This is a genomic window from Polaromonas sp. YR568, from assembly GCF_943371715.1.
Lineage (GTDB): Bacteria > Pseudomonadota > Gammaproteobacteria > Burkholderiales > Burkholderiaceae_C > Polaromonas.
Map to the genome: position 1 here is coordinate 240,789 of NZ_CALRVW010000003.1, position 13,621 is coordinate 254,409.

Consider the following 13,621-nt stretch of genomic DNA (forward strand, 5'->3'; position numbering starts at 1 on the left):
CGCTGGCGCGGTGAAGGGGCTTTTTCAATCTGCTGCAAAATCGGGGACGTATGAATACCACGTCCCCATTTTCTTTTCTGCAGTCCCTGGCCACCCGTTTTCAGCCCCCCGCCTGGGCGGTTGATGAAGGGCAGCAGAAGCTGGTGCTGTTGCTCAACCATGTCCTGATGCAGGAAAAAGAGGCGCAAAACCGTCTTTTGCGAAAAAAGGGCAGCGTGATCCATGTCCGCTGGGGTGTGTTTGCGCTGGATTTGCTGATCACCCCCGCGGGACTGGTGGACCGTGCACCGGCCGCGACCAGGCCAGATCTGTTGCTCGCGGTGGTGGCGGAATCACCGGGCGTGGTGCTGCAGTCGGTGCTGGCAGGCAAAGCGCCGCCGGTCAAGATCGAGGGCGATGTCCAGCTGGCCGCCGAACTCGGCTGGCTGGCGGACAACCTGCGCTGGGATGTGGAGGAAGACCTGTCGCGCCTGATCGGCGACGTGCCGGCCCATACGCTGGCCAGCGCGGCGCGCCAGGGCCTGGCGGGCTTGCGGCAGTTTCTGGCCCAGGCACCGCGGCCTTCTTCTTCAGCCGTGGTCCCGGCGCAGCCCGGTGTGCCGCCGGTCACGGAGCCTCCGAAAGCTTCCGCATGAGCCGCCTGTTCAGGGGCGTCTTCATTGTCTGGACGGTGCTGCGCTTCGGCCTCGACGAACTGGTGCTTTCCAGTTTCACCCGGCCCTGGGTCAGGAGGCTGACGCGTGTCGTGTCGCTGGGCCGGAACCTGAAAGCACCCCGCGGCGAGCGCCTGCGCGAAGCCCTGGAAAGCCTGGGACCGATTTTTGTCAAGTTCGGCCAGGTCATGTCGACCCGCCGCGACCTGCTGCCGCTGGACATCGCCAACGAGCTGGCCCGCCTGCAGGACCGCGTCCCGCCGTTCGACTCCGATGTGGCCATTGCCATCATCGAGAAGGCCTTCGGCCGGCCGATCGCCCAGATTTTTGCGAGCTTCGAGCGCCAGCCCGTCGCCAGCGCCTCGATTGCGCAGGTCCATTTCGCCACGCTGCCCGGTGGCCGCGAGGTGGCGGTCAAGGTGTTGCGTCCCAACATGCTGCCGGCCATCGAAAAAGACCTGGCGCTGATGCACATGATGGCTGGCTGGGTCGAAGGCCTGTCGGCCGACGGCAAGCGGCTCAAGCCGCGCGAGGTGGTGGGCGAGTTCGACAAGTACCTGCATGACGAGCTCGACCTGCTGCGCGAAGCCGCCAATGCGGCCCAGCTGCGCCGCAACATGCAGGATCTGAACCTGGTGCTGATTCCGGAAATGGTCTGGGATTTCTGCATGCCCGATGTGATGGTGATGCAGCGCATGGACGGCGTGCCCATCAGCCAGACCCAGCGGCTACGCGACGCCGGCGTGGACATGAAAAAGCTGGCGCGTGACGGCGTCACCATCTTTTTCACCCAGGTCTTTCGCGACGGCTTTTTCCATGCCGACATGCACCCCGGCAACATCCAGGTCAGCCTGGACCCGGCGACCTTCGGCCGCTACATCTCGCTGGACTTCGGCATCGTCGGCACGCTCACCGAGGTCGACAAGGAATACCTGGCGCAGAATTTCAGCGCCTTTTTCCAGCGCGACTACAAACGCGTGGCCGAGCTGCACATCGAATCGGGCTGGGTGCCGCCGCAGACGCGGGTCGATGAGCTGGAGTCGGCCATACGTGCCTGCTGCGAACCCTATTTCGACCGGCCGCTCAAGGAGATTTCTCTGGGCATGGTGCTGATGCGCCTGTTCCAGACCTCGCGCCGTTTCCACGTGGAAATCCAGCCGCAGCTGGTGCTGCTGCAGAAAACCCTGCTCAACATCGAGGGCCTGGGCCGGGAACTCGACCCCGAGCTGGACCTGTGGAGCACGGCCAAGCCCTTTCTGGAGACCTGGATGCTCGAGCAGGTCGGGCCGGAAAAATTGCTGGAGCAACTCAAGGCCGAGGCGCCGACCTACGCCAAGCTGTTGCCCGGCCTGCCGCGCCTGTTGCAGCAATACCTCAAGGGCCAGAGCGGCGGAAACCGCCAGGAGCTTCAGGCGCTGCTGCAGGAGCAGCGGCGCACCAACAAACTGCTGCAAAGCCTGATTTATGGTGGTCTGGGTTTTGCTTTGGGCCTGCTGGCCATGCAAATTGTGCTGAGAATCCGGCTTTTTTGAGCCGGAAAATCTGGTGATAATCACGCATTCCTGAGGAGATCGCCGTGCTCTTGACCCTGGTTTTTGTCTATCTTCTGATCACCATCATCATCGGTCTGTACGCCGCCCGGCGCGTCAAAAACACCGCCGACTATGCGATCGCGGGGCGCAATCTACCGCTGATCATGATCGTGACGACGACGTTCGCGACCTGGTTCGGCTCCGAAACCGTACTCGGCATCCCGGCGAAGTTCGTCAGCAGCGGCCTGAACGGCGTGGTGGAAGACCCCTTTGGCGCCGGCACCTGCCTGATCCTGGTGGGCCTGTTTTTTGCAGGCAAGCTCTACAAGATGTCGCTGCTGACCATCAGCGACTACTACCGCGAGCGTTACGGCCGCACCATCGAGGTGGCCTGCTCCATCATCATCATGATCAGCTACCTCGGCTGGGTGGCGGCCCAGATCACGGCGCTCGGTCTGGTGTTCAACCTCCTGTCGGGCGGCGCCATCAGCACCACCACCGGCATGATCATCGGCACGGCCTCGGTGCTGGCCTACACCCTGTTCGGCGGCATGTGGTCGGTCGCGGTGACCGACTTCATCCAGATGATTGTGCTGGTCGCCGGCCTGGCCGTGCTGGCCATTTTTGCCGGCAACCTGGCCGGCGGCGCGGACAAGGTCGTTGCCCTGGCCACCAGCCAGGACATGTTCAGGTTCTGGCCGGAACCGAACTTCAGGGACATGGTGTTTTTCTTTGCCGCGGCCATCACCATGATGTTTGGCTCGATTCCGCAGCAGGACGTATTCCAGCGCGTGATGTCGGCCAACAGCCAGAGCGCGGCGACCAAGGGGCCGGTCATCGGCGGCATCTTCTACATCCTGTTTGCCTTTGTCCCGATGTTTTTGGTGGCCAGCGCACTGATCATCATGCCGGAGCAGACGGCCCTGCTGCTCAAGGAAGATCCGCAGAAAATCCTGCCGACGCTGGTGCTCGAAAAAATGCCCTTCATCATGCAGGTGCTGTTTTTTGGCGCCTTGCTGTCGGCCATCAAGTCCACCGCGTCGGCGACCCTGCTGGCCCCCAGCGTGACCTTTGTGGAGAACATCTGGCGCCAGTTCAAGCCGCGCATGAGCGACAAACGTGAACTCAAACTGATGCGGACCACCGTGCTGATCTTCAGCGCCCTGGTCCTGAGCTACGCCATCTTCATGCAGGGCACCTCGATCTACGACATGGTGTCGGGCGCCTACCAGGTGCCCCTGGTCGGCGCGTTTGTCCCGCTGGTGTTTGGGCTGTACTGGAAAAAGGCCAGCACCCAGGGCGCCATTTTCTCGGTGGTCTGCGGCATTGCGACCTGGCTGCTGTTCACCTTCAGTACCCTGGGCGAGCAGTTCCCCGCCCAGCTGGCGGGTGTGCTGGCCGCCACGCTGGGCATGCTGGTGGGCTCCCTGACGCCGCAGACGATAGAGAACAGCCGCGGCAGCCACCACCGGCTGTCCACCGAGGGCTGACCGGCGCCACCAGGATGGCCAGGCGCTCGCCCGCGCGGGTGGGGGCGCCCGGTGCCCGCACTTGGCCAGTCTGGGGGCGGCTGCAGTGAGCCGCAGCGCCTATAATTGAAGGTTTTGCATCCTGAGGGCCACTTCGGGACAGCACCCCCTCTGACAAAACCTCTGAAACCATGCCAATCTACGCTTACAAATGCGAGTCCTGCGGGCATACCAAGGACGTTTTGCAAAAAATGTCCGATGCCCCGCTGACCGACTGCCCCCAGTGCGGCGCGCCCGCGTTCAAGAAGCAGCTCACCGCGGCCGGCTTCCAGCTCAAGGGTTCGGGCTGGTACGTGACTGATTTTCGCGGCGGCGGCGGTGCCACCGCGGTTCCGCCCGTCAGCGGCGGCGATGCCCCGGCTGCCGCAGCAGACAGCAAGCCCGCCGAGCCGGCGGGGAAAACTGCGGCGGCCCCTGCGGCTGCACCCGCTCCTGCGCCGGCCCCTTCCGGCCCTGCCAAGGCGAGCTGATGGGTCCGATACGTCGATGGTTGCTGGCCGGGTTGCTGGTCCTGGTGCCGCTCGCGGTCACGGTCTGGCTGCTCAACTGGATCATCGGCACGCTGGACCAGACGCTGCAAATCCTTCCGGCGGACTGGCATCCCGACAAGTTGCTGGGTTTTCACCTCCCGGGCTTCGGTGTCTTGCTGGCACTGGCCATCGTGCTGTCGATAGGTGCGCTGGCGACCAATTTTCTCGGCAAAAAGCTGGTCAGCTGGTGGGATGCCCTGCTCAGCCGCATTCCCATCGTCCGGTCCATTTATTCCAGCGTCAAGCAGGTTTCCGACACCCTGTTTTCGGAAAACGGCAATGCCTTTCGCAAGGCCTTGCTGGTGCAGTGGCCGCGCGAAGGCGTCTGGACCATCGCGTTCCAGACCGGCATGCCGGGCGGCGATGTGGCCAACCACCTGCAGGGGGACTACCTGAGTGTGTATGTCCCGACGACACCCAATCCCACCGGCGGCTATTTCATCATGCTGCCCAAGGCCGACTGCATTGAACTCAAAATGAGTGTGGACGAAGCCCTGACCTATGTGATTTCCATGGGTGTGGTGGTGCCCGGCAGCGCCGCCAGCTACAAGCCCAAATAATCAAGTACCAGCCCCCGGCGCGCGAGCGCCCACAAGCAAAGCGATTTATCTATGACTTCCCAAATGCGTTCCCACTATTGCGGTCTGGTGACCGAGGCCCTGATGGGCCAGACTGTGAGCCTGTGCGGCTGGGTCAATCGCCGGCGCGACCACGGCGGCGTGATTTTCATCGACCTGCGCGACCGAGAGGGGTATGTGCAGGTGGTGTGTGACCCCGACCGCGCCGACATGTTCAAGACGGCCGAGGGCGTGCGCAACGAGTTCTGCGTGCAGATCAAGGGCCTGGTGCGCGCCCGCCCGGACGGCACGGCCAACGACGCGCTGAAAAGCGGCAAGATCGAAGTGCTGTGCCACGAACTGACCGTGCTCAACCCCAGCGTGACGCCGCCGTTCCAGCTCGACGACGACAACCTGTCGGAGACAACGCGCCTGACGCACCGCGTGCTGGACCTGCGCCGGCCCTACATGCAGAACAACCTGATGCTGCGTTACCGCGTGGCCATGGAAACGCGCAAGTTCCTCGACGCCAACGGTTTCATCGACATCGAAACGCCGATGTTGACCAAGAGCACGCCGGAAGGCGCGCGCGACTACCTGGTGCCCAGCCGCGTCAACGAAGGCATGTTTTTCGCGCTGCCGCAAAGCCCGCAGCTGTTCAAGCAGCTGCTGATGGTGGCCGGCTTCGACCGCTACTACCAGATCACCAAGTGTTTCCGCGACGAGGACCTGCGCGCCGACCGCCAGCCCGAATTCACGCAGATCGATATCGAGACGTCCTTCATGGGCGAGCAGGACATCCGCGACATGTTCCAGGGCATGATCAGCAACATCTTCAAGACCGTGCTGGCCACCGACCTCGGCGAATTCCCGGTCATGGCCTATGCCGACGCCATGCACCGCTTCGGCTCCGACAAACCCGACCTGCGCGTCAACCTCGAGTTCACCGAGCTGACCGACGTGATGGCCGATGTGGACTTCAAGGTCTTCAGCGCACCGGCCACCACACCGGGCGGCCGCGTGGTCGCCCTGCGCGTGCCGGGCGGCTCCGAGATGAGCCGCGGCGAGATCGACGGCTACACCGAGTTCGTCAAGATCTATGGCGCCAAGGGCCTGGCCTGGATCAAGGTCAACGACATCACCAAAGGCCGCGACGGCCTGCAAAGCCCCATCGTCAAGAACATCCATGACGCGGCGGTGGCCGAGATCCTCAAGCGCACCGGTGCGCAGAACGGCGACATCCTTTTCTTCGGTGCCGACAAGGCCAAGGTGGTCAACGACAGCATAGGCGCGCTGCGCCTGAAAGTCGGCCTGAGCCCCTTCGGCAAGAAGACCGGCATCTTCACCGCCGGCTGGAAGCCGCTGTGGGTGGTGGACTTCCCGATGTTCGAATTCGACGAGGAAGGCCAGCGCTGGAGCGCGGTGCACCACCCCTTCACCGCGCCCAAGGACGGCCATGAGGACTGGATGGACACCGATCCCGGCAAATGTATTGCCAAGGCCTACGACATGGTGCTCAACGGCTGGGAGCTAGGCGGCGGTTCGGTGCGTATCCACCGCGCCGAGGTGCAGAGCAAGGTCTTCAACGCCCTGAAGATCGGGCCGGAAGAAGCGCAGGAGAAGTTCGGCTTCCTGCTCGACGCGCTGCAGTACGGCGCGCCGCCGCACGGTGGCCTGGCCTTCGGCCTGGACCGCATCGTGACCATGATGACGGGCGCCGAGTCCATCCGCGACGTGATTGCCTTCCCCAAGACCCAGCGCGCGCAATGCCTGCTCACGCACGCACCCAGCCCGGTCGACGAGAAGCAGCTGCGCGAGCTGCACATCCGCCTACGCAATCCGCAGCCGGTCTGATGCCGGTGCAGCGACGTGCTGCGATATTGATAGCTGCTGGCGCCCGTGTTTATTGGGCTGGATGCCATTTGTCCTGTAAAAACAGGCCATGGGTACGGTGCGCGCCGGGGGCCGCTCAGCGCCCGCGCCGCGTGGTCTGTCCAGACAGAAGAGGACCCAGCCCATGACTTCCTTCAAGATTCCCGAGTCGGTGCTGGTTGTCATTCACACACCGGCGCTGGAGGTGCTGCTGATCGAGCGTGCTGACCAGCCCGGGTTCTGGCAAAGTGTCACCGGCTCCATGGACGCGCTGGATGAGCCCCTGGCGCTGACCGCCGCGCGCGAAGTGCTGGAGGAAACCGGCATTTCAGCGCGGCCGGAAGATTTCCGGGACTGGGCGCTGGCCAACGTCTATGAGATCTACCCGGTCTGGCGGCATCGCTACGCGCCGGGCGTGACGCGCAACACCGAACATGTCTTCAGCCTGTGTGTGCCGCCGGGCACGGCCGTCACGCTCAGCCCCCGCGAACACCGTGCCTGGCAGTGGCTGCCCTGGCGCGAAGCGGCAGACCGGTGTTTTTCCCCCTCGAATGCCGAGGCCGTGCTGATGCTGCCAAAATTTGCCGCTTGACCCTCGCCTGTGGCCGGCCTGAACCCGACGCCGGCGCGACCATCCCCACCCGAGACCATGGCCCCGCTTTCTTCCCCGTCCCCATCCCCCGCGTCCGCGTCCGCGCTGCAATTGCTGCAGGGCGGGCAGGCGCTGTTCCCGGCGCTGGTGCAGGCGATCGACGCGGGCACGGGCTGGGTGCAGCTGGAAACCTATATTTTCGATGTCCACGGGCAGGGTGCGGACGTTGCCGAGGCGCTGGTCCGGGCGGCGCGCCGCGGTGTGCTGGTTCAGGTGCTGGTCGACGGCATAGGCACCGACCGCATTTCCCCGGAATGGCAGGAGAAGTTCGACCAGGCCGGGGTGCAGTGGCGGGTTTACGCGCCGCTGGGCCGCGGCCGGTTTGCGGCGCTGGGGCTGCTGGTCCCCGAACGCTGGCGCCGCCTGCACCGCAAGCTGTGTGTGGTCGATGAACACATCGTGTTTTGCGGCGGCATCAACATCCTGGACGATTTTTACGACCCCAACCACGGGCCACTGACGGAGCCGCGTTTCGACTTTGCCGTGGCAGTCACCGGGCCGCTGGCTGTGGAAGCTTCCGACGCCATGGCGCTGCTCTGGTGGCGGGTGGAAGCCGGTTACAGCGCGCGCCAGCGCCACCTGCTCGCCGCCTGGGAAGCGGTCAAGGCGGCCGGTTACGGTGGCCGGTCCCGGGGGCTGGGTCCCGGCGCCTCTCCTCGCACGACGCGCGGGCGCAGCGACACCGCCGGCCTGCTGCTGCGCGACAACCTGCGCAATCGCCGCACCATCGAACGCGCCTACCGCAAGGCCATTGGCAAGGCGCGGGACGAAATCATCATTGCCAATGCCTACTTCGTGCCGGGCGGAAAGTTGCGCCGGGCCCTGATCCGGGCTGCCAGGCGCGGCGTCAAGGTGAGCCTGCTGCTGCAGGGCCGCTACGAATACTTCATGCAATACCATGCGGCGCGGCCGGTGTACGGCGCGCTGCTGGCCGCGGGGGTGGAAATCCATGAATACGACGCCGGTTTCCTGCACGCCAAGGTGGCGGTGATCGACGGGCGCTGGGCCACCGTCGGCTCGTCCAACCTCGATCCCCTGAGCCTGCTGCTGGCGCGCGAGGCCAATGTGGTGGTGCAGGACCCGGGCTTTGCGCAGGCCCTGCGTGAGCGCCTGGTGCTGGCCATGACCACCAGCGGCGTGCGGCTGGATCCGGACATCTACAGCCGCCGGCCCTGGCGCCAGCGGGTGCTGGACTACATCGCCTACGCCCTGATGCGCCTGGCCCTCTTGATCGCCGGCCAGCGTTATTGAGCCCGCGCCGTTTCCCTGGCGGCACACGGCCCGTTCTCCCGCTGGCGCTGGAATTGCTCCTTAATTCATAGCTGTCAGTGCACGGCTATCAAGGGCTGGAGGCCTAAAACCCTTGCAAAAAAGGGGCATGGCTGTTTTGAGGCAGACTGGTAACATCTGCCCATGCTTATGAAATCCAATACGCCTGATTCCCCCGCCCTTCTTGACGAAGGCACGCCGGTCTCCGTCAAGATCCGCGAACGCCTCGCTCTGGCGAAAAAACGCTTCAACGCGAACGACAACATTGCCGCCTTCATCGAGCCGGGCGAACTGGAGCAGTTGCTGGACGAGGTGGAAGGCAAGATGCAGGGCGTGCTCGACAGCCTGGTGATCGACACCGAGCGCGACCACAACACCAACAACACCGCGCGCCGCGTGGCCAAGATGTACCTCAACGAGGTGTTCAAGGGCCGTTATGTGGCCGGTCCCACCGTCACCGAGTTCCCCAATGCCGAGCACCTCAACGAGCTGATCATTGTTGGTCCGATCACGGTGCGTAGCGCCTGCTCGCACCATTTCTGCCCGGTGATCGGCCAGCTCTGGATAGGCGTGATGCCCAACGAACACACCAACGTGATCGGCCTGTCCAAATACGCCCGCCTGGCGGAGTGGATCATGGGCCGGCCGCAGATCCAGGAAGAAGCGGTGGTGCAGCTGGCCGACCTGATCCAGGAAAAAACCCGGCCCGACGGCCTGGCCATCGTCATGGAGGCCAGCCACTACTGCATGGGCTGGCGCGGCGTGAAGGACCTGGACAGCAAAATGATCAATTCCGTCATGCGCGGGGTGTTCCTCAAGGACCCGAACCTGCGCCGCGAATTTTTGTCGCTCATCCCGAAAAAGAGCAGCTAAGGACACACGATGTTGGTACGCCTTCTTTACGCCAGCCGCTCGGTCAACCCCGGCTCCAGCGATCTCACCGAATCCATCCTTGCGCAGTCGCGCAGCCACAACCCGGCCATGGGCATCACCGGCATCCTCTGCTACGGCGGCGGCATTTTTCTGCAGGCCCTGGAGGGCGGGCGCATGCAGGTCAGCGACCTCTACGGCCACATCCAGAGGGACCCGCGTCACAAGGACGTGGTGCTGCTGCATTACGAGGAGATCTCCGAGCGGCGTTTTGGCGGCTGGACCATGGGCCAGGTCAATGTCGAGCGCATCAACGCCTCCATCCTGCTCAAATACTCCGAGAAGGCCGAGCTCGACCCGTATTCGGTGTCGGGCAAGGTGTCGCTGGCTTTGCTGGAAGACCTGATGGCCACCGCTTCCATCTGCGGCAAGGTCTGAGTCCTGCGGGTCAGGCGGAGGCGCGGGCGCACGGCGTTCGTGCGCGCTGCCCGCCGCTTGCGCCATGCCGCTGTCCGCTTTTGCCCTGGTCCTGCTTGCCGGCCTGATTCACGCCAGCTGGAACATTGCGGCCAAAAAAGCCGGCGGCGACGCCCGCTTCGCCTTTTTCACCAGCGTGACCTTGATGCTGGTCTGGGCGCCGGTCGGTGCGTGGGCCGCCTGGGGCGTGCTTCCCGGCTGGGGCTGGCGCGAATGGGCCTTCATCGCCGTCAGCGGCGTGCTGCATGTGCTGTATTACGTGATCCTGCTGCGCGGCTACCGCAAGGCCGACCTGACGGTGGTCTACCCGCTGGCGCGCGGCTCCGCGCCGCTGCTGTCCTCGCTGGTGGCCATCACGCTGCTGGGCGAGCAGATTTCGGCGCTGGGGCTGGCCGGCATCGCCGGCGTGGTGCTTGGCGTGTTCCTGATTGCCGGCGGTCCCGGCCTGCTGCGTGCCGCGCACGACCCGGCCCAGCGTCGCCGCGTGCACAAGGGCATGCTGTACGGCCTGCTCACCGGGGCCTTCATCGCCAGCTACACGGTGGTGGACGGTTACGCGGTCAAATTCATGCTGATGTCGCCCATCCTGCTCGACTACCTGGGCAATTTCGTGCGGCTGGCGCTGCTGGCGCCGGTGGTGCTGCGTGACCGGCCGACGGCGGCGCGGCTGTGGCGCCAGCAATGGAAGTACGCGCTGCTGGTCGGCGCCATCAGCCCGGTCTCCTACGTGCTGGTGCTGTATGCGATGCAGGTGGCGCCGCTGTCGCATGTGGCGCCGGCGCGCGAGGTCTCCATGCTGTTCGCTGCGCTGATCGGCGGGCATCTGCTCGGCGAGGGCGACCGTCTGCAGCGCCTGCTGGGCGCCGGCCTGATTGCGGCGGGCGTGAGTGCGCTGGCGCTGGGTTGAACGGAAGCGGCCCATGACCCCGACACTGCCCCTGCTGATAGGCTGCGATTTTTCCAGCAGCCCGACACGCCGCAAGCCCATCGTCCTGGCCAGTGGATCGCTCTCCAGCGGGCGGGTGTTGCTGAGCGGACTGGAGCGCATCGCGTCGCTGGAAGCCTTCGGGGACTGGCTGAGCCAGCCGCGTGCCTGGCTGGGCGCTTTTGACTTACCGTTCGGCCTGCCGCGCGAGCTGGTCGAGCAGCTCGGCTGGCCCGGCACCTGGACGGAACTGATGGCCCACTACGCCAGCCTCAGCCGGGAAGAGATCCGGCAGACGTTTGCAGCCTTCTGTGCGGCGCGTCCTGTGGGCGGCAAGTTTGCGCACCGCGCCACCGACCTGCCGGCCGGCTCCAGCCCGTCGATGAAATGGATCAACCCGCCGGTGGCCTTCATGCTGCACGCCGGTGTGCCGCGGCTGCTGGCCGCCGGCGTTCACCTGCCTGGCCTGCACGCGGGCGACCTGTCGCGCGTTGCGCTCGAAGCCTACCCGGGGCTGCTCGCGCGCGAGGTGCTGGGGCGGCGTTCCTACAAAAGCGACGACCGGCTCAAGCAGACGCCGGACCGGCTGATTGCGCGCAAGGACCTGATCACCGCGCTGGAGATGGGCCAGACCCGGCTGGGCCTGCGCCTGAAGCTCAGCCATGCGCAGCGCGACACGCTGGTCGACGACGCCAGCGGCGACAGCCTGGATGCGACGCTCTGCCTGATGCAGGCCGCGTGGGCCCAGGCGCAGCATGCGCAGGGCGCCGCGCAGTACGGCCTGCCCGCCGGCGTCGACCCGCTCGAGGGCTGGATCGTTACTGCATGACCATGGCCGTCTTCAGAATTGCTATATTTTTGATAGCTGCTACCGCCCATTGTGCATGGGCTGAACGCATGAAAGTCACCCATGTCACCGACGGAGACACCCTCTGGGTCCGGCCCGCCGGAGGCGGCAAGCCGGTCAAGCTGCGCCTGGCCGGCATCGATGCGCCCGAGATCTGCCAGGCCGGTGGCCGTGCCGCGCGTGTTGCCCTGGCCAGCCGCGTGGCGCGCCGCACGGTGGTCGTGGCGACGCACCGTTTTGACGACTACGGCCGCGCCGTGGCGACCGTGCATCTGAACGGCGAAGACATGGCCGGCTGGATGGTCGAGCAAGGCCATGCCTGGTCCTACCGGTATGGCCGTGAGGGCGGGCCCTACCTGCGCTTGCAGGCGCAGGCCCGCTCGGCGCAGCGTGGGCTGTTTGCCGATCCGCAGGCGCTGCCGCCCCGCCTTTTCCGCAAGCGGCACGGCACCTGTCACCCTTAGGCGCCGGGTGCGCAGGGATTGCCTGCCGTCCTACAAAAAATTCCGCAGACGCTGACGGGCTGGCCCAAGCGGCCTGCCTACAGTGGAACTGTGCTCGCCATCCTGGCGGGCCGAACTCCATTTTCAAAGGAAAAAGCACCATGAACAAGCATCAAGTCGAAGGCCGTGTGGACCAGGCTGCGGGCAAAGCCAAGGAAGTGGCGGGCCGCGTGGTTGGCAATGAAAAGCTGGAGGCCGAAGGACTGGCTGACCAGGCCAAGGGCAAAACCGAGGCGGGTTACGGCGACGCCAAGGAAAACATCAAGGACAACGCCAAGAAGCTGATCGACAAGATCTGAGCGTACCGGTTGCGAATCTCACCTCAACACAGGAGAGCCCTCATGAACCCGACCCCTTTTCCAGCGCGGCGACCGCTACTGGCGCTGGCGTGTTCCGCTGCCGTCCTGCTGGCACTGACGGCCTGCAACAAGGCGGATGACGGCAAGACCGTCGGCCAGTCGGTCGACTCCGGCATCGCCAAGACCGAGCAGGCTGCCAAGGATGCCGGCAATGCCATGAAGGAAGCATCCAAGGATGTGCAGGCCACGGGCAGCCAGGCCAGCACCACCATGGGTGAAAAGATAGACGACGTCACCATCACGGCGACCGTTTCCACCGGGCTCGCCAAGGACCCGGATCTGAGCGCGATCAAGATCAACGTCGACACCAAGGATGGCGTGGTCACCCTGAATGGCCCGGCACCCAGCGCGGCAGCCAAAGACAAGGCCACCGACATCGCCAAGCAGGTCAAGGGTGTGACATCGGTCAACAACCAGCTGGTGGTCAAACCCGGTTAAGTCACTTTTTTGTCCAAATCAGTCACTGGCACGCACCTTCGGGTAGCGCCCAGTGACTTTTTTTTGAGCTCCGACTGGTGGACTGGGCGCAGCATGGTGCCGGCCTCATGCAAGCGGGTCGGTTCGCCCCGAGGGCGCGGTATCGCATGCTGACCCGCCAAAAGCAAAGCGGGGTCCGGTTGAAAACAACCGGACCCCGCTTCACGGGCTGGCAGGGCCAGCCCGTGTCACCCCATCGGGGCTAGTTCAAGGACGAACGACGATGTCGTTGCGCACAGCGCGGACGTTCTTGGTGTTGCGTGCAATGGTTTCAGCCTGGGCTTTTTCGGCAGCCGATTTGGCAAAACCGGACAGTTGCACCGTGCCGTTCAGCGTTTCGACGCTGATGGACGTGGCGGCAACGGTCTTGTCTGCGGCGAACTTGGCTTTCACCGCGGTGGTGATGGCGGCGTCGTCAACGTAAGAACCGGCAGTTTCCTGACCGCGGGTCACGGCGCAACCAGCGCTGATGATGGTGATGCCAGCCAGGGCGGCGAATGCAATTGCGCGAGCGTATTTCATGGTTTTTCCTTGAAGTTTATAAATATGTTTTGGTGCGGAGAGTTGAG

At 64.6% G+C, this 13,621-nt stretch carries 16 protein-coding genes; 15 read left to right on the forward strand and 1 reads right to left on the reverse strand.

The window, feature by feature from the left end; all coding sequences use genetic code 11:
- The first annotated feature begins 50 nt into the window (after nt 1–50).
- The 15 genes from AAG813_RS03970 (at nt 51) to AAG813_RS04040 (ending at nt 13,013) form a co-directional block, all read left to right on the forward strand.
- Nucleotides 51–635, forward strand: coding sequence for a hypothetical protein (locus tag AAG813_RS03970; RefSeq protein WP_341912044.1), 585 nt, complete (start codon nt 51–53; stop codon nt 633–635).
- Nucleotides 632–2,185, forward strand: a complete 1,554-nt coding sequence (ubiB, locus tag AAG813_RS03975; protein WP_341912046.1) for a ubiquinone biosynthesis regulatory protein kinase UbiB — start codon at nt 632–634, stop codon at nt 2,183–2,185. Before AAG813_RS03970 ends, ubiB begins: the two co-directional genes overlap by 4 nt.
- A gap of 44 nt (nt 2,186–2,229) precedes the next feature.
- Nucleotides 2,230–3,675 carry a sodium:solute symporter family protein gene (locus AAG813_RS03980; RefSeq protein WP_341912048.1) on the forward strand — a complete coding sequence of 482 codons (1,446 nt, stop codon included), beginning with the start codon at nt 2,230–2,232 and terminating at the stop codon, nt 3,673–3,675.
- A gap of 170 nt (nt 3,676–3,845) precedes the next feature.
- Nucleotides 3,846–4,184, forward strand: a complete 339-nt coding sequence (locus AAG813_RS03985; RefSeq protein ID WP_341912050.1) for an FmdB family zinc ribbon protein — start codon at nt 3,846–3,848, stop codon at nt 4,182–4,184.
- Nucleotides 4,184–4,804 carry a DUF502 domain-containing protein gene (locus tag AAG813_RS03990; protein WP_341912052.1) on the forward strand — a complete coding sequence of 207 codons (621 nt, stop codon included), beginning with the start codon at nt 4,184–4,186 and terminating at the stop codon, nt 4,802–4,804. The genes AAG813_RS03985 and AAG813_RS03990 overlap by 1 nt, the downstream gene beginning before the upstream one ends.
- A gap of 63 nt (nt 4,805–4,867) precedes the next feature.
- Nucleotides 4,868–6,655 carry an aspartate--tRNA ligase gene (aspS, locus tag AAG813_RS03995; RefSeq protein WP_341912054.1) on the forward strand — a complete coding sequence of 596 codons (1,788 nt, stop codon included), beginning with the start codon at nt 4,868–4,870 and terminating at the stop codon, nt 6,653–6,655.
- A 163-nt stretch (nt 6,656–6,818) separates the two neighbouring features.
- A complete protein-coding gene (gene nudB, locus AAG813_RS04000) occupies nt 6,819–7,265 on the forward strand; it encodes a dihydroneopterin triphosphate diphosphatase (protein WP_341912056.1) in 447 nt (148 codons plus the stop codon).
- 57 nt (nt 7,266–7,322) lie between these two features.
- Complete coding sequence (gene clsB, locus AAG813_RS04005; RefSeq protein WP_341912058.1) at nt 7,323–8,576, forward strand: cardiolipin synthase ClsB; 1,254 nt, start codon at nt 7,323–7,325, stop codon at nt 8,574–8,576.
- A gap of 162 nt (nt 8,577–8,738) precedes the next feature.
- Complete coding sequence (folE, locus tag AAG813_RS04010; RefSeq protein WP_341912059.1) at nt 8,739–9,467, forward strand: GTP cyclohydrolase I; 729 nt, start codon at nt 8,739–8,741, stop codon at nt 9,465–9,467.
- 9 nt (nt 9,468–9,476) lie between these two features.
- Nucleotides 9,477–9,902 carry a BLUF domain-containing protein gene (locus AAG813_RS04015; RefSeq protein ID WP_096698215.1) on the forward strand — a complete coding sequence of 142 codons (426 nt, stop codon included), beginning with the start codon at nt 9,477–9,479 and terminating at the stop codon, nt 9,900–9,902.
- Nucleotides 9,903–9,966: 64 nt separating this feature from the next.
- Entirely contained in the window at nt 9,967–10,848 is an 882-nt protein-coding gene (locus tag AAG813_RS04020) for a DMT family transporter (RefSeq protein ID WP_341912062.1), read from the forward strand.
- A gap of 13 nt (nt 10,849–10,861) precedes the next feature.
- A complete protein-coding gene (locus AAG813_RS04025) occupies nt 10,862–11,695 on the forward strand; it encodes a DUF429 domain-containing protein (RefSeq protein WP_341912064.1) in 834 nt (277 codons plus the stop codon).
- A gap of 68 nt (nt 11,696–11,763) precedes the next feature.
- Nucleotides 11,764–12,177, forward strand: a complete 414-nt coding sequence (locus AAG813_RS04030; RefSeq protein ID WP_341912066.1) for a thermonuclease family protein — start codon at nt 11,764–11,766, stop codon at nt 12,175–12,177.
- A gap of 140 nt (nt 12,178–12,317) precedes the next feature.
- Complete coding sequence (locus AAG813_RS04035) at nt 12,318–12,515, forward strand: CsbD family protein (RefSeq protein WP_341912068.1); 198 nt, start codon at nt 12,318–12,320, stop codon at nt 12,513–12,515.
- 42 nt (nt 12,516–12,557) lie between these two features.
- The gene (locus AAG813_RS04040) at nt 12,558–13,013 is read left to right on the forward strand and encodes a BON domain-containing protein (RefSeq protein ID WP_341912070.1); all 456 of its coding nucleotides are present in this window, start codon (nt 12,558–12,560) and stop codon (nt 13,011–13,013) included.
- A gap of 246 nt (nt 13,014–13,259) precedes the next feature.
- On the opposite strand, the gene AAG813_RS04045 is transcribed toward AAG813_RS04040, so the two are convergent.
- The gene (locus AAG813_RS04045; RefSeq protein WP_096698221.1) at nt 13,260–13,574 is read right to left on the reverse strand and encodes a BON domain-containing protein; all 315 of its coding nucleotides are present in this window, start codon (nt 13,572–13,574) and stop codon (nt 13,260–13,262) included.
- Nucleotides 13,575–13,621 lie beyond the last annotated feature (47 nt).

Excerpts from the sequence above, each read along its gene's own strand:
- AAG813_RS03970 (WP_341912044.1), top strand. The coding sequence starts at position 51 with ATGAATACCACGTCCCCATTTTCTTTTCTGCAGTCCCTGGCCACCCGT.
- ubiB (WP_341912046.1), top strand. The coding sequence starts at position 632 with ATGAGCCGCCTGTTCAGGGGCGTCTTCATTGTCTGGACGGTGCTGCGC.
- AAG813_RS03985 (WP_341912050.1), top strand. The coding sequence starts at position 3,846 with ATGCCAATCTACGCTTACAAATGCGAGTCCTGCGGGCATACCAAGGAC.
- AAG813_RS03990 (WP_341912052.1), top strand. The coding sequence starts at position 4,184 with ATGGGTCCGATACGTCGATGGTTGCTGGCCGGGTTGCTGGTCCTGGTG.
- aspS (WP_341912054.1), top strand. The coding sequence starts at position 4,868 with ATGCGTTCCCACTATTGCGGTCTGGTGACCGAGGCCCTGATGGGCCAG.
- nudB (WP_341912056.1), top strand. The coding sequence starts at position 6,819 with ATGACTTCCTTCAAGATTCCCGAGTCGGTGCTGGTTGTCATTCACACA.
- clsB (WP_341912058.1), top strand. The coding sequence starts at position 7,323 with ATGGCCCCGCTTTCTTCCCCGTCCCCATCCCCCGCGTCCGCGTCCGCG.
- folE (WP_341912059.1), top strand. The coding sequence starts at position 8,739 with ATGCTTATGAAATCCAATACGCCTGATTCCCCCGCCCTTCTTGACGAA.
- AAG813_RS04015 (WP_096698215.1), top strand. The coding sequence starts at position 9,477 with ATGTTGGTACGCCTTCTTTACGCCAGCCGCTCGGTCAACCCCGGCTCC.
- AAG813_RS04020 (WP_341912062.1), top strand. The coding sequence starts at position 9,967 with ATGCCGCTGTCCGCTTTTGCCCTGGTCCTGCTTGCCGGCCTGATTCAC.
- AAG813_RS04025 (WP_341912064.1), top strand. The coding sequence starts at position 10,862 with ATGACCCCGACACTGCCCCTGCTGATAGGCTGCGATTTTTCCAGCAGC.
- AAG813_RS04030 (WP_341912066.1), top strand. The coding sequence starts at position 11,764 with ATGAAAGTCACCCATGTCACCGACGGAGACACCCTCTGGGTCCGGCCC.
- AAG813_RS04035 (WP_341912068.1), top strand. The coding sequence starts at position 12,318 with ATGAACAAGCATCAAGTCGAAGGCCGTGTGGACCAGGCTGCGGGCAAA.
- AAG813_RS04040 (WP_341912070.1), top strand. The coding sequence starts at position 12,558 with ATGAACCCGACCCCTTTTCCAGCGCGGCGACCGCTACTGGCGCTGGCG.
- AAG813_RS04045 (WP_096698221.1), bottom strand. The coding sequence starts at position 13,574 with ATGAAATACGCTCGCGCAATTGCATTCGCCGCCCTGGCTGGCATCACC.